We start from the raw sequence: 16977 nt of genomic DNA, 5'->3' as shown, positions 1-16977 counted from the left end.
GGGTCAGCGGTCCTCGACGAGCCGCACGAAGTCGCGTTCGTTGCGTTCGGCGCGGCGCACGTACCAGCGGGCGAGCAGGACGAGGGGCACGTACAGGCCGAAGCCGAGCACTCCCCACTCCAGGCGGGCGTCGGGGGCGGCGGCGAAGACCAGCGGGAGCGGTCCGATGAGCAGCGCCAGCACGGCGAACACGGTCAGCCCGGCGCGCAGTTGGATGCGCATCAGGGAGCGGACGTAGGTGTGGCCGAGGGTGGTCTGCTCGTCGATCTCGGTGCGCGGCCGGTAGTAGCCGAAGGAGCGGCGGGCCCGGCGGGGCGGGCCGGTGACGACCACCCGGCGCTCGGTCGGGTCCTGGGGCATGGCGTCTCCTCCTCCCCTAGCCCGCGGTCCGGCGCATCAGCAGGTCGCGCAGTTCGCGGGCGTGCCGTCTGCTGACCTGGAGTTCCTCGGAGCCGATCAGCACGCTCACCGTACCCGCGTCGAGGCGGAGTTCGCCGATGTGGGCGAGGGCGACCAGATGGCGGCGGTGGATGCGCACGAAGCCGCGGGAGCGCCAGCGTTCCTCGAGGGTGGACAGGGGGATGCGCACCAGGTGGCTGCCCCGGTCGGTGTGCAGCCGGGCGTAGTCGCCCTGGGCCTCGACGTGGGTGATGTCGTCGACGGCCACGAAGCGGGTGACGCCGCCGAGTTCGACGGCGATGTGGTCCGGGTCGGGTTCGTGGACCGGGATGCGGGGGCCGCTCTCGCGGGGGGCGGGGACGCGCCGTTCGGCGATCCGGCGGACCGCCTCGGCGAGGCGTTCCTTGCGGACGGGCTTGAGGACGTAGTCGACGGCCTTGAGTTCGAAGGCCTGGACGGCGAAGTCCTCGTGGGCGGTGACGAACACGACGAGCGGCGGCCGGGCGAACCCGGAGAGCAGCCGGGCGAGGTCGAGGCCGTCCAGGCCCGGCATCTGGATGTCGAGGAAGACCACGTCGATGGCGTCGGGCCCGTCGGGGCCCGATTCCAGTGCCCGGTTGATGCGGCGCAGCGCCTCGGTGGCGTCACCGGCGCCCTCGGCGCTGCGGACGCGGGGGTCGGCGTTGAGCAGGTAGAGCAGTTCCTCCAGCGAGGGGCGTTCGTCGTCGACGGCGAGGGCGCGCAGCATGGCCGGGAGTCTAGGGCCGATCGTCACGTCTGGACATGTCCCGGGGCGGTCGTATCCGCAGGACAGGGTGGCCGACGCGGCTGCCGGTCGCGGCGGGCCGGGCTGGATACAGTGCCGCCATGAACAGCAGGCCCACGCCGTTCGACGACCTCGACCGCAAGATCGTCAACGCGCTGATGGCGAACGCCCGGTCGTCCTTCGCCGAGATCGGCGCGGCGATCGGACTGTCGTCGACGGCGGTCAAGCGCCGGGTGGACCGGTTGCGGGAGACCGGGGTGATCACCGGGTTCACGGCGACGGTGGAGCCGTCGGCGCTGGGCTGGCGGACCGAGGCGTACGTGGAGGTGTACTGCGAGGGGGCGGCACCGCCGCGACGGCTGGCGGAGGTGGTCCGCAACCATCCGGAGATCGCCGCGGCGATGACGGTGACCGGCGGGGCGGACGCGCTGCTGCACGTGCGGGCCCGGGACGTGGAGCACTTCGAGGAGGTGCTGGAACGCATTCGTGCCGAGCCGTTCGTGCGGAAGACGATCAGCGTCATGGTGCTGTCCCACCTGCTGCCGGACAGTCCGGAGGCGGGAGCGAGCCAGCCCGCCCCGGGCCACGCAGCAGACGTGCGTCCGAACGCCTGAAGACGCAGCGTTCGTGCGTGGACGCGCAGCCGTTGTCGCTTGTCGGCGTCCCTGCCCGCTTTCTACCGTGGACTCACCCCGTCGTCACCGTGTGGAAGCGGAGGAAACCCTCTGTGTCCGATCCCCGTGTGCCGAGCCCGCGGCGCTACCTCGTCTGCGAACCCAGACACTTCGCCGTGCGCTACGCGATCAACCCCTGGATGCACCCCGACCGTCCCGTCGACGTCCCGCTGGCCCGGCGCCAGTGGCGGTCGCTGGTCGACGCGTACCGGGACCACGGCCATACCGTGGAGAACGTGAAGCCCGTCCCCGGTCTGCCCGACATGGTGTTCGCCGCCAACGCGGCGGTCGTCGTCGAGGGCAAGGTGTTCGGCTCCCTCTTCCACGCGCCGGAGCGTCGCCCGGAGTCCGCGGCCTACGAGGCGTGGTTCAAGGCGGAGGGCTACGAGGTGCACCACCCCGAGTCGGTGTGCGAGGGCGAGGGGGACCTGGTTCCGGCCGGGCGCTGGATCCTGGCCGGCACCGGCTTCCGCACCACGCCCGAGGCGCACCGCGAGGTGCAGGAGCACTTCGGGGTGCCGGTGATCGGCCTGACGCTGGTGGACCCGTACTTCTACCACCTGGACACGGCGCTGTTCGTGCTGGACGACGAGAACGTGGCGTACTACCCGGAGGCGTTCTCGCCCGGCAGCCGCGAGGTGCTCGCCCGGCTGTACCCGGACGCGGTGCTCGCCACCCGCGAGGACGCGATGGCCTTCGGCCTGAACTCCGTCTCGGACGGCCGTCACGTGTTCATCTCGCCCGGGGCGACGGCCCTCGCCGGCCGGCTCGCCGACCGCGGTTACGATCCCGTCCCCGTCGACCTGTCGGAGTTCCACAAGGCCGGCGGCGGCATCAAGTGCTGCACTCAGGAGATCCGCTCATGACCACTGCCGCCCGCACCCGTTCGTCCGCCGACCTGATCGGTGCCGAGGAGCCGGTCCTCGCGCACAACTACCACCCGCTGCCCGTGGTGGTGGCCCGCGCAGAGGGCACCTGGGTGGAGGACGTGGAGGGCCGCCGCTACCTGGACATGCTGGCCGGCTACTCGGCGCTCAACTTCGGCCACCGGCACCCGGAGCTGATCGACGCCGCGCACCGCCAGCTGGACCGGCTGACCCTGACCTCGCGGGCCTTCCACAACGACCGGCTGGCGGAGTTCGCGGAGCGGCTGTCGGCGCTGACCGGGCTGGACATGGTGCTGCCGATGAACACCGGCGCGGAGGCGGTGGAGAGCGCCGTGAAGGTGGCCCGCAAGTGGGCCTACGACGTCAAGGGCGTCCCGGCGGACCGGGCCACGATCGTGGTGGCGGCCGACAACTTCCACGGCCGGACCACGACGATCGTCAGCTTCTCCACCGACGAGGTCGCCCGCGGCGGCTTCGGCCCCTTCACGCCCGGCTTCCGCGTGGTCCCTTACAACGACCTGGCGGCGCTGGAGGAGGCGGTCGACGCGACGACGGCGGCGGTGCTGATCGAGCCGATCCAGGGCGAGGCCGGGGTGATCATCCCGGACGACGGCTACCTGGCCGGGGTGCGGGAGCTGACCCGCCGGGAGAACTGCCTGTTCATCGCCGACGAGATCCAGTCGGGTCTGGGGCGCACGGGCCGGACGCTGGCCGTGGAGCACGAGGCGGTCGTCCCGGACGTGGTCCTGCTCGGCAAGGCGCTGGGCGGCGGCATCGTCCCGGTGTCGGCGGTGGTCGCCCGCCGCGAGGTGCTGGAGGTGCTGCACCCCGGGGAGCACGGGTCGACCTTCGGCGGCAACCCGCTCGCGGCGGCGGTCGGCACGGCGGTGGTGGAGTTGCTGGAGACGGGCGAGTTCCAGCGCCGGGCGGCCGAGCTGGGCGTGGTGCTGCGCGGCGGCCTGGAGTCGCTGGTGGGCAAGGGCGTCGTCGGCTTCCGCTCGCGCGGTCTGTGGGCCGGGGTGGACGTGGACCCGGCGCTCGGCACCGGGCGCGAGGTCAGCGAGCGCCTGATGCGCGAGGGGATCCTGGTCAAGGACACCCACGGTTCCACCATCCGGATCGCGCCCCCGCTGACGATCACCGCGGACGAGCTGTCGGGGGCCCTGGAAACCCTGGAGAAGGTGCTGAGCCGGGGGGCCTGACCCGCGGGGCCGACGGGACGGTGGCCAGGGGCACGGGGCACGCGGCCGGGGCCGGGTCCGGGCGGCCTGCGGGTCCGCCGTGCTCCGGCGGCCCGGCGGCTTCGGCGGCCCGGCGGTCACTGAGGTTGCCGGTGGTCTGCGGCACTCGCTCCGGGGGCCGCCCGCACCGCCTGGAGGGGAGACGGGGCAGGAGGCCGTGGACCACCCCAACGGCGCGCGAGGCCGGCCGTGGCGAGCGACGAGGACCACGCCGGGAGGCGGTCTCCACCAGGGAGCCGCTGGCCGGCGAGCTGGTCATCCGAGCCGTCCGGGCCCCCCGGGGGCCCGGCCCGGCCGCGGTTCCTCCGGGGCCGCTCACCGACCTGCCAGGTGGTCGACGGCGGGGACCAGGACGGGGTGCGGACGGGCTGTCAGTGCGCGCGCGGGGTGTCGAGGTCCTGGACGTGCCGGACGTTGCCGAGGTCGTCGGCGTCCTCGCTGGGCTGCCCGGCGAACCAGGCGTCGAGGATCTCCTCCAGCAGCGGAGGGGACGTCAGCCGCAGGCTCAGCGCCAGCACGTTGGCGTCGTTCCAGCGGCGCGCGCCGTCCGCCGTGTAGGCGTCGGTGCACAGCGCGGCCCGCACGCCGGGCACCTTGTTCGCGGCGATCGAGGCACCGGTGCCGGTCCAGCAGCACACCACGGCCTGGTCGGCCGTTCCCGCGGCGACCTCCCGGGCGGCGGCCTCGGAGCAGACCGCCCACTGCGGGTCGTCGCCCGGTTTCAGGGCACCGTGCGGGCGCACCTCGTGGCCGCGCTCCCGCAGGGCGGCCACCAGAGCCCTGGCCACGGGTTCGTCCATGTCGGAGGAGACGGAGATACGCATACCGTCGAGCCTAGTGCCGCGACACCAGAGGCCCTGTCGTCACATTCCCGTCCGCCGCGCGGACCACGCGGGGCCCGCGGCCCCCGACACCCGCCGCGTCCCCGCGCCCCGGCGCCCCGGCATGGTCACCGCGCCGCACCGCAGGCCAGGTGCGCGGCCGGCCGGGTCGGCGGCCCCCGCGGTCCGCGCGGTCCGCGCAGCACGGCACGGCACCGGACTCCCCCGGCCCGCGACCGGCCCTCGGGCCGGTCCGGACACGACCCCGGCGAGGAGCCCCGCACCGGCATCCGGCGAAGGGAACCGGGCACCCTCCACCCGTCACGGCCACCCCTCGGATCCGGTCACCCGCGAGGGACCGGGTTGCCGTCGGCCCCGGTCCGGCACGAGGCTGTGCCCGCGGACCACCCCAGCCGCACAAGTCCCCACCGGCACACGCGTGGTCGGGCGTCGTGCCGCGCGTGGGCGGCACCGCGCGCCGCCCCGTCGGACCTGGTACCGGGCGGCGCTGCCCGGACCCAGTGCGGCGGCAGGCAACGTCCGCGTTGCCTGCCGCCGCACTAGACTGACACCCCGCCACGTGCCGGTCGACCTGCTGGAAGACGGCGGCCCACCGGTCCGCCGGAGCCGAGGAGCGTGCCTTGTTCTACTACCTGCTCAAATACGTGCTGCTGGGGCCGCTGCTCAGACTCGTGTTCCGGCCCCGCATCGAAGGTCTGGAGAACGTGCCGTCGTCCGGTGCCGCGATCGTGGCAGGCAACCACCTGTCGTTCTCCGACCACTTCCTGATGCCCGCCGTGCTGAAACGGCGCATCACCTTCCTCGCCAAGGCCGAGTACTTCACCGGCCCCGGCATCAAGGGGCGGCTCACGGCGTCCTTCTTCCGCAGCGCGGGGCAGATCCCCGTCGACCGCTCGGGCAAGGAAGCGGGCCAGGCGGCGATCCGGGAAGGGCTCGGGGTGCTGTCCAAGGGCGAGTTGCTCGGCATCTACCCCGAGGGGACGCGCTCGCACGACGGCCGCCTCTACAAGGGAAAGGTCGGAGTCGCGGTGATGGCCCTGAAGGCGGGCGTCCCGGTGATCCCGTGCGCCATGATCGGCACGTTCGAGGCGCAGCCGCCCGGCCGGGTGGTGCCGCACATCCACCCCGTGGTGATCCGGTTCGGCGAACCCCTGGACTTCTCGCGCTACGCGGGCATGGAGAACGAGAAGGCGATCCTGCGGGCGATCACGGACGAGATCATGTACGCCATCCTCACGCTGTCCGAGCAGGAGTACGTCGACCAGTACGCGGCGGCGGCCAAGGCCGCGGACGCCGAGCGGAAGGCGGCGGGCGAACGCCGCGCGCGGCGGCTGCCACTGCGCTGAGCGCACCGAGGCCGAGCGAACCGAGGGGGAAGGACCGGCCGGTCCCTCCCCCGCCGCGTGCTCCGGGCGGCCCCGTGGCCGCGCGGGACCCGCCCGGCCTCCCGTGTCCGCGGCACTGACGGCACCCTAAGCGGCGACCTGCCCGCAGCGGCCGAGGCACCCGGGCGGAGATCCGGAGCGGTGGCCACCGGGATCAGGACGGCGCGGACCCCCGGTGCTCCGCGGTGATCCCGAAGCGGTGCTGTTCGCCCGGGGCGGACGCGACCTCGCGCACCCCGGACAGCGTGCTGACCACCTGCTCCCCCGCCTCCTCGGCGGCCTCCCCCTTCCGCTCGAGTTCTTCGAGACGGCGCAGGTCGTCGGCGGGGACGAGGGCGACCAGGGGCTTGCCGTGCCGGGTCACGACGACGCGCTCGTCGCCGTACACCACGCGGTTGATCAGGTCGGCGAGCTCAGCCCTGGCTCGCGTCACCGGAATCTCGTAGGCCATTCCCCCATCCTAACGGGATGTACGTCCTGTACATTTTTTACTCCCACAGCCTGTCAGGAGGGGTTCGCCATGACCCTGCCGTCCGCCCGCCACGCCCTGCCGGAGTTCACCGAAGGCACCGCGTCGGGGCACCGGACCACGGATCCGTACACGAAGCTGCTCCAGGAGCGGATCGTCTTCCTCCGCACGCCGTTCGACGAGACCGCCGCGCACGACGCGACGGCGCAACTGATGCATCTGGAGCACCAGGCCCCGCAGCGGGACGTCTCGCTGTACGTGAACGCGCCGGGCGGCTCCTTCCACGCCCTGTCGGTGCTCTACGACACGCTGCGCTTCATCAGCTGCGACGTGGAGACGGTCTGCCTCGGCCGGGCGGAGGGCACCGCCGCCCTGCTCCTGGCGGCGGGCACCCCGGGCAAGCGGTTCGTGCTGCCGGGGGCGCGGCTGGTGCTGCGTCAGCCGTCGCTGCCGGAGCCCGTGGAGGGCCGTACGGACGACCTGGCCGTGCACGCCGCCGAACTGGAGCGGGTCCGGGCACGCACCGAGGAGATCCTGGTCCGGCACACGGGCCGGAGCGCGGAGCGGGTGCGTGCGGACCTCGAGCGCGACCTGGTCCTCGGCGCCCCGGCGGCGGTGGAGTACGGCCTGGCGGACAGCGTCGTACCGGACCGTCGCCGCACGCGGGCCACGACGTCCGGTGCGAGGTGAGACGACACGTGCTGCTTCCCGAACTGCCGCCGCTGCCGGCCCTCACCCGGGCCGAGGCGGAGCTGATCGACCGTTACCTGCAGGCCGTCGACCTGGTCGGCCGGATCAACCCGGCCCGCGACGGTGACACCTACGGCGCCCTGCGGGCCGCCCAGGCGCTGGTGGGCACGGCCGCCGCCCTGCGCGACGCGCTCGCCCTGATGCACCGTCGGGGCGAGCGCGAACTGCACGCCGCCACCCTCGCCCGGGCCCTGAGGGTGCTGGACGGCGAGCGGCGCACCGGACGCGTCACCCTGCCGCCCGCTTCCGGCAGTTGACGCAGGTCGGGTCCGCCGGGCCGCCCCGGGGCGCGGCGGCTCGACGGCACGTCGGGGACGGAGTTGAAACGGACCGAACGGTGTACCCCCAAGCGGCGTAGACGCACCACCGGTTTCCGGCCCGTCCGGCTTGCGCACCACGCGCGGACCGTGGCCGGAATGAGTCGTTCCGCCGCTGGTCCGGGGCTCCTCCCCGACGGTGACGCCGCCTCGAACGCACAGGTGTCCACCCGAACGGGTGAGTGGTGAGTAACAACACAAACCCTAGGTTCCGTTGGGAAATCGGGCACTGCATGAGCCAAGATCCCTGACTGACGACAAGACCCCGCCGCCGCGGCGGGGCGATCCGGGCGGACGCCGAGTCCTGCCGCCGCCCGGATGACCGGTCGACACGGAGTGGATCGGCAGGAGTGGAGGACCCAGCACGACGGGTTGCCGGGCCGTCAGGTCCGAGCAGTCCTTGGGGTGAAGCCGCACACGTGTGGCCGGGCAACTTCGCCAGCCCGAATCCGACAGGTCATCCTTCACAGGCGGCTGACGAAGGGTTGCGCATGTCTGCGCTCAATCGTGTCCCGTCATTCATGGTCCGGGCCGGCACGGCCTCGGCCCTCACCCTCGCCGCCGTGGGCGGCTCGATCGCGGTCCCGGGCGCCGCCACGGAGGCCGCCGCCGCCGGCCACGGCACCAAGGCCCTGAAGGTCGCCGCCGCCAAGAAGGGCGCGCCCTACCGGTGGGGAGCCACCGGCCCGAACCGGTTCGACTGCTCGGGGCTCACCCAGTACGCGTTCAAGAAGGCCGGCAAGAAGCTCCCGCGCACCGCCGCCCAGCAGTACAACAAGACGCGTCACATCTCCGCCAAGAACCGCAAGGCGGGCGACCTGGTGTTCTTCCACTCGGGCCGCAACGTCTACCACGTGGGCATCTACGCCGGTAAGGGCAAGCTCTGGCACGCCCCGAAGACCGGGGACGTGGTGCGTCTGCAGAAGATCTGGACCGGCAGTGTCTGGTACGGCCGGGTGAAGTGACGCGTGGGGGCGGCGGCATCGGGAGAGCCGCCGCCCCCACCGGGCCCTGCGGTCGAGGGGCCCGGACCGGCATGAGACGGCCGTTGCGGGTTACGCGTTCGGGATGGCCGAGCATCCCCCCTGCACGGCGCGCGGCGAGACCCCGCTGCAGCGCGCCGACCGCAACTTCGTCGAGCTCCTCCAGGAACTGCGGGTGACCCAGACGGGCGTGCAGATCCTGTTCGCCTTCCTGCTGTCGCTCGCCTTCACCTCGCGCTTCACCTCGCTCGACACGGTGCAGCGCGCCACCTACGTCACCACCCTGCTGCTGGCCGTCCTGGCCGCCGCGCTGTTCACGGCCCCGGCGGCGCTGCACCGTTCGCTGTTCCAGCAGGGCGCCAAGCCGCTGATCGTGCAGGTCTCCTCGCGGCTGGCGACCTGCGGCCTCGTGGTCCTCGTCTTCGCCTTCAGCGGTGCCGTGATGCTGGTGGTGGACGTGACCACCAACCGGGCGGGCGGGATCGCCGCCGGGGCGGGGACGTTCGTCGTCTGCGTCGGGCTGTGGGGAGTGCTGCCCCGCAGGGTGGGCCGCGCGGTGGCCGGGGGCGGCCGCACGGGCCCCGCGACGTCCCCGGCGCGGGCGGAGCCCCTGCGGGACACCATTAGGCGGCCGTCCGGCCTGCGTCCGCCCGCCCCGCGCAGGGCCGCACGGGGCCGCTGACCTCCGCGCGGTGGCGTCGCCCCCCGAGCGGGGCCGTACCGCCCGGCCCCTCGGCCGGCGCCGCCGTCTACGGTTCCTGCTGCCCCGCCGCCGGGACCGACTCCGCCGGCACGGCCCACGGGAGCTCCACGGACACCGTCTTGCCGCCCTCCCCGGTGGGCCGGACCCGCAGCCGGCCGCCGCACTCCGCGGTCAGCCACCGGATGATGACCAGCCCCCGGCCGTTGTCCTGCTGGACGGCCGCGGGCAGCCTCCGGGGGAACCGGGGATGGCTGTCGGTGACGGCCACGTACAGCCGCTCGTCACGGACGAGGCCCACGTCCACCCGGAAGGTCGGTGACTGGCCGAAGGTGTGCTGCACGGCGTTGGTGGCCAGTTCGGAGACGATCAGCCGGACGCTTTCGGCCACCTCCGCGCCGGCCGGCATGCCCCACTGGGCGAGCGCGTCCGCCACATGTGTGCGGGCCGCGGAGACCGAGGCGGGATCGCTCGGCAGAGTGACGGATGATTCCAGGTGGTCTGCCATGGCGCGTCGTCCCTTTCCACGGGACCGCGGTCCGACACGGAGCGGCTGGTTGGAGTACGGTCCCGCACTGGTGCTTCGTCGCCAGACTGCCACCACCGCGGGGTGAAGGGTGCCGATCCACCGGGATATGCATATATCTGTCGCTCGAAGCGGTGAACTCTGCCACGGGCGAGCGTTTTTGGACGGCCCGCGGGGAGTAGGGGGAGACGATGCAGCACGGTCCCGTGGTGCGGCGCCGGAAACTGGGGGCCGAGCTGCGCGCGCTGCGCACCGCGGCGGGACTCACCAGTGGCGGGGCAGCCGCGCTGGTGGGCTGGCACCAGTCGAAGGTGAGCCGCATCGAGACCGGCACCAGCGGGGTGAAACCGGCCGACGTGCGGCTGCTCCTGGACGCCTACGGGGTGGGCGACCCCCAGCTGCGGGACCTGCTGATGCTGCTGGCCGGCACCGGTGACGCCGATGGGCGGCACCACTGGTGGCACGCCTACCGCGGCGTACTGCCGCCCACCTACCGGGACTTCATCAGCCTGGAGTCGCAGGCCGGTGCCATGCGCACCCTGGAGACCACGGTGGTCCCGGGCCTGCTGCAGACACCGGAGTACGCCCGGGAGGTGACCCGGGCCACCCTGGAGGGCGTGTCGGAGGAGCGGCTCGACACGCTGGTGGAGGTGCGGCTGGCCCGGCAGGACGTGCTGCTGGCGGACCACCCGCTGCAGCTGCGCGCGGTGTTGGACGAGGCCGTGCTCCGCCGCCGGGTCGGCGGCCCGGGGGTGATGACCCGCCAGCTGAACCGGCTGGTCGAGGCCGCACGGCTGCCCCACGTACGGCTCCAGGTGCTGCCGTTCACCGCCGGGGCGCACATCGGGGTGACGGGTCCTTTCGTCATTTTTTCGTTCAGGCGCACATCCGACTTGGATGTGGTGGTCCTCGACCACTTGACGAGTAGCCTCCATCTGGAGCGGAAAGAAGACCTCCGGGCGTACTCGGAGGCCTTCGAGGCCCTGTCGATCCACGCCCTGTCACCCGAGGACTCGTTGGATTTCATCGCCGGGACAGCCGCCGGCGGGTAAGGAGGCACGATGCCCGCACCGCCTCGGACCATCGCTTCCAGCACCTCCCTGCACGGGGTGAGCTGGCTGCGCAGCAGCTACAGCACGGGCGCCAACAACTGCGTCGAGACGGCCCGGCCGGCCGCCGGCCCCTGGGCCGGACTGCTCGCCGTGCGCGACTCCAAGGACCCCGCCGGACCCGCGCTGTTCTTCTCCCGCCGGAGCTGGACGCGCTTCCTCGCCGGGACCCGCTGAACGGACCCGCCCCACGGGCGACGCACGGCCGTGTCCCGCCGACTCATGGCCGCGTGGCGCCGATGACCCGCACAGCACGTTCGATCTCCGCCCCGGACAGGTCCGCACGGGCGGTCAGTCTGAGCCGTGACACGCCGTCGGGCACGGAAGGAGGACGGAAGCAGCCCACGGACAGACCGGCCGCCCGGCAGTCGGCCGCCCATCGCACGGCCTGCTCCGGGGACGGAGCCCGGACCGAGACGACCGCGGCGTCGGGACGCACCGCGTCCAGGCCCGCCGCCGTCAGCCGGGCGTGCAGCTCGCGCGCCACACCGTGCGCCCGCGCTGCGCGCTCCGGTTCGCGCCGCAGCAGCCGCAGGGCCGCGAGGGCCGCTCCCGCCGCCGCGGGGGCGAGACCGGTGTCGAAGATGAACGTCCGTGCCGTGTTGACCAGGTGCTCCGTCACCCGGGCGGGGCCGAGCACCGCGCCACCCTGACTGCCGAGCGACTTGGACAGGGTGACGGTCACGACGACGTCGGCGGCGCCCGCCAGCCCCGCCGCGTGCGGTGCCCCCCGGCCGCCCGCCCCGACCACCCCCAGCCCGTGCGCGTCGTCGAGCACCAGACCCGCGCCGTGCGCGCGGCAGGCCGCGGCGAGGCCGGCGAGCGGGGCGGCGTCCCCGTCCACGGAGAACACGGTGTCGGAGACCACGACGGCCGGCCCGTCGTGTCCCGCCAGCGCCTTGCGCACGGCCTCCGGGTCGGCGTGCGCCGCCACCTGCGTGGACCCGCGGGCCAGCCGGCAGCCGTCGATGAGGGAGGCGTGGTTGCCGGCGTCGGAGACGATCAGGGAGCCGTGCGGGGCGAGCGCGGTGACCGCGGCGAGGTTGGCCGCGTAGCCGGACGAGAAGACCAGCGCCGACTCGTGTCCGCAGAATTCGGCCAGTTCGTGTTCCAGTTCGGCGTGCAGCTCGGTGGTGCCGGTGACGAGCCGTGAACCGGTCGCCCCGCCACCCCAGGTCCGGGCGGCCCGCGCCGCGCCCTCGGTGACCTCCGGGTGGCGGGCCAGGCCCAGGTAGTCGTTGCTCGCCAGGTCGACCAGCGGCGCGTCGGCGGGGCGCGGACGCAGCGTCCTGACGAGTCCGGCCCGGCGGCGCGTACGCGCCTGCGCGTCGATCCAGCCGAACGCCATCGGCCCTCCGCTCCTTTGTAGGCAGTGCACAGACCCTAGCGGGACGGACCCGGCACCACGGTGTGGCGATACCCACACGCCCAAGCGGCTCTGTTGTCCGAAGCCTCCTTGGCCCGGGGCCGCCGAGTAGGACAGGATCGGCTCCCATGGACCTGCTGAACACGCTGGTGGACAAGGGGCTTCGGCGCGAGACGCCGACCCGCGAGGAAGCTCTGGCCGTCCTCGGGACGTCCGACGACGAGCTGCTCGACGTGGTGGCCGCGGCCGGGAAGGTGCGGCGGCACTGGTTCGGGCGCCGCGTGAAACTCAACTATCTGGTCAACCTCAAGTCGGGCCTGTGTCCCGAGGACTGCTCCTACTGTTCCCAGCGGCTCGGCTCCACCGCCGGCATCCTGAAGTACACCTGGCTGAAGCCGGACGAGGCGTCGCAGGCGGCGGCCGCGGGCCTGGCGGGCGGCGCCAAGCGGGTGTGCCTGGTCGCCAGCGGACGCGGCCCGACCGACCGGGACGTCGACCGGGTCTCGGACACCATCAAGGCCATCAAGGAACAGAACGAGGGCGTCGAGGTGTGCGCCTGCCTCGGGCTGCTCTCCGACGGCCAGGCGGAGCGGCTGCGCGAGGCCGGGGCGGACGCCTACAACCACAACCTGAACACCTCCGAGGCGACCTACGGGGACATCACCACCACCCACACGTACGCCGACCGGGTGGACACGGTGCGCAAGGCGCACGCGGCCGGTCTGTCGGCCTGCTCCGGGCTCATCGCGGGGATGGGCGAGAGCGACGAGGACCTCGTCGACGTGGTGTTCTCGCTGCGCGAGCTGGACCCGGACTCGGTTCCGGTCAACTTCCTGATCCCCTTCGAGGGCACCCCGCTGGCCGGCGAGTGGAACCTCACCCCGCAGCGCTGTCTGCGGATCCTGGCGATGACCCGGTTCGTCTGCCCGGACGTCGAGGTGCGCATCGCCGGGGGCCGTGAGGTGCACCTGCGCACGCTGCAGCCGCTGGCGCTGCACCTGGCCAACTCGATCTTCCTGGGCGACTACCTCACCAGTGAGGGCCAGGCGGGCCGCGCCGACCTGGAGATGATCGCGGACGCCGGGTTCGAGGTGGAGGGCACCGACCGGGTGACGCTGCCGGAGCACCGGACGGGCGGCGGCTCCGGTGGGACGGGCGACGGCTGCGGCGGGCACGGCTCCGGTGGGACGGGCGGCTCCTGCGGCGGACATGGCTCCGGTGGGACGTGCGGCTCCGCGCCGGCCGGTGACACGGTGTGCGGCACGGCCGCCTCCGGGACGGGCGGCTGCGGGACGGGGACGGACGGGCACAGCTGCGGCGCCCCGGCCGCGGAGGCCGCCCGGCCCGCCGAGGAACCGCGCCCGGACCTGGTCGCCGTCCGCCGCCGGGGGGCCGGAACCGACCTCGCTCCCAATGCCTGAGCGGCCGGTCGCCGAGCTGCTGGAGCTGGACCGGCGGCACGTCTGGCACCCGTACGGGCCCATGCCGGGCCGTCAGGAACCGCTCGTCGTGGAGTCGGCGAGCGGGGTGCGGCTGCGGCTCGCCGACGGGTCCGGTGAGCTGATCGACGGCATGTCGTCCTGGTGGTCGGCGATCCACGGCTACAACCACCCGGTCCTCAACGAGGCGGCCCGCGAGCAGCTCGGCCGGATGAGCCACGTGATGTTCGGCGGGCTCACCCACGAGCCCGCGGTGCGGCTGGCCAAGCTCCTGGTCGACATCTCCCCCGAGGGCCTGGAGCACGTCTTCCTCGCGGACTCGGGCTCCGTCTCGGTCGAGGTCGCCGTCAAGATGTGCCTGCAGTACTGGCGTTCGCTCGGCCGTCCCGAGAAGCACCGGCTGCTGACCTGGCGCGGCGGCTACCACGGGGACACCTGGCAGCCGATGTCGGTGTGCGACCCCGAGGGCGGGATGCACGGGCTGTGGGCGGGTGTCCTGCCCCGGCAGGTGTTCGCCGGGGCGCCGCCCGCGGAGTACGACGAGGCGTACGCCGAGGGGCTGCGCGAGCTGATCGCGCGGCACGCGGCGGAGCTGGCCGCGGTGGTCGTGGAGCCGGTGGTGCAGGGCGCGGGCGGGATGCGGTTCCACTCCCCCGCCTACCTGCGGGTGCTGCGGGAGGCGTGCGACGAGCACGGCGTGCTGCTGGTGTTCGACGAGATCGCGACCGGGTTCGGGCGCACGGGCGCCCTGTTCGCGGCGGACCACGCGGCCGTGACCCCGGACGTGATGTGCCTGGGGAAGGCGCTGACCGGCGGTTACCTGACGATGGCGGCGACGCTGTGCACGGCGCGGGTGGCCGAGGGCATCTCGCGCGGTGAGGTGCCGGTGCTCGCGCACGGGCCCACGTTCATGGGCAACCCGCTGGCGTCCGCGGTGGCCTGCGCGTCGGTCGAGCTGCTGCTCGGGCAGGACTGGCTCGCCGAGGTGAAGCGGATCGAGGCGGGGCTGCGCGAGGGGCTGGCACCGGCGGCGGACCTGCCGGGCGTGCGCGAGGTGCGGGTGCTCGGCGCCATCGGCGTGGTCCAGCTCGACCACGAGGCCGACCTGGCCGCGGCGACGGCCGCGGCGGTGCGTGAGGGCGTCTGGCTGCGGCCGTTCCGCGACCTCATCTACACCATGCCCCCGTTCGTCACGCACGACGTCGACCTGGCGCGGATCACGCGTGCGGTCCGCGCCGCCGCCGAGGTGGGCTGACATGACGGTACTGGTGGTGACCGGCACCGGGACAGAGGTCGGCAAGACCGTGGTGACCGCGGCGGTGGCCGCCGCCGCGGTGGCGGCCGGCCGGTCGGTGGCGGTGCTGAAGGCGGCGCAGACCGGTGTGCGGCCGGGCGAGCCCGGCGACGTCGAGGAGGTGCTGCGGCTGGCCGGCGCGGTGACGGCGGAGGAGACGGACCGCTACCCCGAACCGCTCGCCCCGGCCACGGCGGCGCGGCGGGCCGGACGGACGCCGGTGCGTCCGGCGGACGTCGCCGAACGGGCGGAGAAGCTGGCCGCCGGGCACGACCTGGTGCTGGTGGAAGGCGCGGGCGGCCTGCTCGTGCGGTTCGACCCGGCCGGCGGCACCCTCGCGGACGCGGCCGGGCTGCTGGCGGCCCCGGTGCTGGTGGTGGCGTCGGCCGGCCTCGGCACGCTGAACGCCACGGAACTGACGGTGCGTGAGCTGCGCCGCAGGGACCTGGAGCCGGCGGGCGTCGTCATCGGCAGCTGGCCCGCCTCCCCGGACCTGGCGGCCCGCTGCAACCTGGCGGACCTGCCGGAGGTGAGCGGGGTGCCCCTGCTGGGGGCGGTGCCGGCCGGTGCGGCCGGGCTGCCCCCCGACGCCTTCCGGTCGGCCGCCCCCGGCTGGCTGGCGCCGCGCCTGCACGGCACCTGGGACGCGGAGGCGTTCGGGACCCGCGAGGCTCCCTGAGCCGGACCGGCGGGTCCCGAGCGGGGTGCGGGACGCCCCGCGCGGGGGAGAATTGCGGTACGGGCGCGCCGGCCGCGGCCTGCGCGCCCGTCGGCCCCGTCCCGGGAGGTCCTCATGCGCCCACGGTCCGCCGCTTCCGCCGGCCGGCTCCAGGACTGCGTGCACCATCCGCTCTTCGCCCGCTGGTACGCCCGGGCGAGCGTCGCGGCCGAGACCCGCATCGGCATGGCCCGGGTGCGGCGCAGGCTGCTCGCCGGGCTGTCCGGCCGGGTGCTGGAGGTCGGTGCGGGCAACGGCCTGAACTTCGCGCACTACCCCGGCACGGTCGCCGAGGTGGTGGCCATCGAGCCCGAGCGCCGGCTGCGTTCCCTGGCCGTGGAGGCGGCGCTGCGCTCCCGGGTCCCGGTGGACGTGGCGCCGGGCGCCGCGGAGGCGCTGCCGGTCAAGAGCGAGGCGTTCGACGCGGTGGTGGTCTCGCTGGTGCTGTGCAGCGTGCGGGACGTGCCGCGGGCGCTGGCGGAGTTCCGGCGGGTGCTGCGGCCGGGCGGTGAGGTGCGGTTCTTCGAGCACGGCAGCGGCGGCGGCCGGGCGATGCGGTTCACCCAGCGGGCACTGGACCGGACGGTGTACCCGCCGTTGGCGGGCGGCTGTCATCTGTCGCGTGACCCGGTGGCGGCGCTGCGCGAGGCCGGGTTCGTGCTCGGCCCCTACCGGCGGATGCTGATGCCGGAGGGAGGGCCGGTGCTGCCCGCCTCGTTCTGCTCCCTGGGCACGGCATGGCGGCCGCCGGCGGACGTGGCGGACGCGGCGGACGCCACCACGGGGCCGTCCGGACCGCCGGGCGGAAGCTGACCGGACCGGCCCGGTCCGTCCCCGGGGCGCTGAGCGCGGGGCGTCGGGGCGTCAGGGCGTCGGGGCGTCGGGGCTCCCGGACGCAGCGTCCAAGGGCGGTCGGCCCGTCCCCCGGCGTACGCCCCGCCCGCCGCGCGGACCGGTGGCCCTCCCTGGGGGGGTGCGGGACACGGGGGCCACCGGCGCCCGTGTGCGCCCGCCGGGTACCGCCCGCCGGCGGGACCGGGCGGACGCCCCGCGCGGCGGCCGACCCGCGCCCCGGAGGGATACCGGCTGTGGGCCGCGTCACATTACCCTCG

20 protein-coding genes and 1 riboswitch are annotated in these 16977 nt (G+C 74.2%); of the genes, 14 read left to right on the top strand and 6 right to left on the bottom strand.

Annotated elements, in window-relative coordinates:
* Nucleotides 1-3 precede the first annotated feature (3 nt).
* Both AB0F01_RS23665 and AB0F01_RS23660 read right to left on the bottom strand, forming a co-directional pair.
* Nucleotides 4-360 carry a hypothetical protein gene (locus AB0F01_RS23665; protein ID WP_362099153.1) on the bottom strand — a complete coding sequence of 119 codons (357 nt, stop codon included), beginning with the start codon at nucleotides 358-360 and terminating at the stop codon, nucleotides 4-6.
* A gap of 16 nt (nucleotides 361-376) precedes the next feature.
* The gene (locus AB0F01_RS23660) at nucleotides 377-1147 is read right to left on the bottom strand and encodes a LytTR family transcriptional regulator DNA-binding domain-containing protein (protein ID WP_362099150.1); all 771 of its coding nucleotides are present in this window, start codon (nucleotides 1145-1147) and stop codon (nucleotides 377-379) included.
* A 119-nt stretch (nucleotides 1148-1266) separates the two neighbouring features.
* On the opposite strand from AB0F01_RS23660, the gene AB0F01_RS23655 reads away from it, so the two are divergent.
* From AB0F01_RS23655 to rocD, 3 genes are all read left to right on the top strand, one after another.
* Nucleotides 1267-1779 carry an Lrp/AsnC family transcriptional regulator gene (locus tag AB0F01_RS23655; RefSeq protein WP_362099147.1) on the top strand — a complete coding sequence of 171 codons (513 nt, stop codon included), beginning with the start codon at nucleotides 1267-1269 and terminating at the stop codon, nucleotides 1777-1779.
* Between the two features lie 113 nt (nucleotides 1780-1892).
* Nucleotides 1893-2705 (top strand): dimethylargininase, encoded by an 813-nt coding sequence (gene ddaH / locus AB0F01_RS23650; RefSeq protein WP_362099144.1) that lies wholly within the window; start codon nucleotides 1893-1895, stop codon nucleotides 2703-2705.
* Entirely contained in the window at nucleotides 2702-3928 is a 1227-nt protein-coding gene (gene rocD, locus AB0F01_RS23645; RefSeq protein WP_362099141.1) for an ornithine--oxo-acid transaminase, read from the top strand. The genes ddaH and rocD overlap by 4 nt, the downstream gene beginning before the upstream one ends.
* 410 nt (nucleotides 3929-4338) lie before the next feature.
* Here rocD and AB0F01_RS23640 read toward each other — a convergent pair whose 3' ends face one another.
* On the bottom strand, nucleotides 4339-4791 hold the full coding sequence (locus AB0F01_RS23640; RefSeq protein WP_362099138.1) for an RpiB/LacA/LacB family sugar-phosphate isomerase: 453 nt from the start codon (nucleotides 4789-4791) through the stop codon (nucleotides 4339-4341).
* Between the two features lie 638 nt (nucleotides 4792-5429).
* Between AB0F01_RS23640 and AB0F01_RS23635 the strand changes: the two genes are divergently transcribed.
* On the top strand, nucleotides 5430-6155 hold the full coding sequence (locus AB0F01_RS23635; RefSeq protein ID WP_362099135.1) for a lysophospholipid acyltransferase family protein: 726 nt from the start codon (nucleotides 5430-5432) through the stop codon (nucleotides 6153-6155).
* 193 nt (nucleotides 6156-6348) lie between these two features.
* On the opposite strand, the gene AB0F01_RS23630 is transcribed toward AB0F01_RS23635, so the two are convergent.
* Nucleotides 6349-6645, bottom strand: coding sequence for a type II toxin-antitoxin system Phd/YefM family antitoxin (locus AB0F01_RS23630; protein ID WP_362099132.1), 297 nt, complete (start codon nucleotides 6643-6645; stop codon nucleotides 6349-6351).
* A 69-nt stretch (nucleotides 6646-6714) separates the two neighbouring features.
* On the opposite strand from AB0F01_RS23630, the gene AB0F01_RS23625 reads away from it, so the two are divergent.
* From AB0F01_RS23625 to AB0F01_RS23610, 4 genes are all read left to right on the top strand, one after another.
* Nucleotides 6715-7353, top strand: coding sequence for an ATP-dependent Clp protease proteolytic subunit (locus AB0F01_RS23625; protein ID WP_362099129.1), 639 nt, complete (start codon nucleotides 6715-6717; stop codon nucleotides 7351-7353).
* An 8-nt stretch (nucleotides 7354-7361) separates the two neighbouring features.
* Nucleotides 7362-7670 (top strand): hypothetical protein, encoded by a 309-nt coding sequence (locus AB0F01_RS23620; protein ID WP_362099126.1) that lies wholly within the window; start codon nucleotides 7362-7364, stop codon nucleotides 7668-7670.
* A gap of 345 nt (nucleotides 7671-8015) precedes the next feature.
* Nucleotides 8016-8218, top strand: a riboswitch (cyclic di-AMP (ydaO/yuaA leader).
* A gap of 3 nt (nucleotides 8219-8221) precedes the next feature.
* Nucleotides 8222-8695 carry a C40 family peptidase gene (locus AB0F01_RS23615; RefSeq protein WP_362099123.1) on the top strand — a complete coding sequence of 158 codons (474 nt, stop codon included), beginning with the start codon at nucleotides 8222-8224 and terminating at the stop codon, nucleotides 8693-8695.
* Between the two features lie 103 nt (nucleotides 8696-8798).
* Nucleotides 8799-9395: a DUF6328 family protein gene (locus AB0F01_RS23610; RefSeq protein WP_362099120.1), complete on the top strand. Its 597-nt coding sequence runs from the start codon at nucleotides 8799-8801 to the stop codon at nucleotides 9393-9395.
* Between the two features lie 67 nt (nucleotides 9396-9462).
* Here the strand turns inward: AB0F01_RS23610 and AB0F01_RS23605 are convergent, their stop codons facing one another.
* Nucleotides 9463-9921: an ATP-binding protein gene (locus AB0F01_RS23605; protein WP_362099117.1), complete on the bottom strand. Its 459-nt coding sequence runs from the start codon at nucleotides 9919-9921 to the stop codon at nucleotides 9463-9465.
* Between the two features lie 209 nt (nucleotides 9922-10130).
* Here AB0F01_RS23605 and AB0F01_RS23600 point away from each other — a divergent pair, with 209 nt between their 5' ends.
* Both AB0F01_RS23600 and AB0F01_RS23595 read left to right on the top strand, forming a co-directional pair.
* On the top strand, nucleotides 10131-10991 hold the full coding sequence (locus AB0F01_RS23600) for a helix-turn-helix transcriptional regulator (RefSeq protein ID WP_362099115.1): 861 nt from the start codon (nucleotides 10131-10133) through the stop codon (nucleotides 10989-10991).
* Nucleotides 10992-11000: 9 nt separating this feature from the next.
* Nucleotides 11001-11225, top strand: coding sequence for a DUF397 domain-containing protein (locus AB0F01_RS23595; protein WP_362099112.1), 225 nt, complete (start codon nucleotides 11001-11003; stop codon nucleotides 11223-11225).
* 43 nt (nucleotides 11226-11268) lie between these two features.
* Here AB0F01_RS23595 and AB0F01_RS23590 read toward each other — a convergent pair whose 3' ends face one another.
* On the bottom strand, nucleotides 11269-12396 hold the full coding sequence (locus tag AB0F01_RS23590; protein ID WP_362099110.1) for an 8-amino-7-oxononanoate synthase: 1128 nt from the start codon (nucleotides 12394-12396) through the stop codon (nucleotides 11269-11271).
* Nucleotides 12397-12542: 146 nt separating this feature from the next.
* Here AB0F01_RS23590 and bioB point away from each other — a divergent pair, with 146 nt between their 5' ends.
* The 4 genes from bioB (at nucleotide 12543) to AB0F01_RS23570 (ending at nucleotide 16678) form a co-directional block, all read left to right on the top strand.
* Nucleotides 12543-13835 (top strand): biotin synthase BioB, encoded by a 1293-nt coding sequence (bioB, locus tag AB0F01_RS23585; RefSeq protein ID WP_362099107.1) that lies wholly within the window; start codon nucleotides 12543-12545, stop codon nucleotides 13833-13835.
* Complete coding sequence (locus AB0F01_RS23580) at nucleotides 13828-15108, top strand: adenosylmethionine--8-amino-7-oxononanoate transaminase (protein WP_362099104.1); 1281 nt, start codon at nucleotides 13828-13830, stop codon at nucleotides 15106-15108. The genes bioB and AB0F01_RS23580 overlap by 8 nt, the downstream gene beginning before the upstream one ends.
* Before the next feature lies 1 nt (nucleotide 15109).
* On the top strand, nucleotides 15110-15826 hold the full coding sequence (gene bioD, locus AB0F01_RS23575) for a dethiobiotin synthase (RefSeq protein ID WP_362099101.1): 717 nt from the start codon (nucleotides 15110-15112) through the stop codon (nucleotides 15824-15826).
* A gap of 114 nt (nucleotides 15827-15940) precedes the next feature.
* Entirely contained in the window at nucleotides 15941-16678 is a 738-nt protein-coding gene (locus AB0F01_RS23570; RefSeq protein WP_362099098.1) for a methyltransferase domain-containing protein, read from the top strand.
* Nucleotides 16679-16977 lie beyond the last annotated feature (299 nt).

Source organism: Streptomyces sp. NPDC029526, assembly GCF_040637405.1.
In the GTDB taxonomy this organism is placed as follows: domain Bacteria; phylum Actinomycetota; class Actinomycetes; order Streptomycetales; family Streptomycetaceae; genus Streptomyces.
This window is presented reverse-complemented; position numbering and strand designations above follow the sequence as displayed.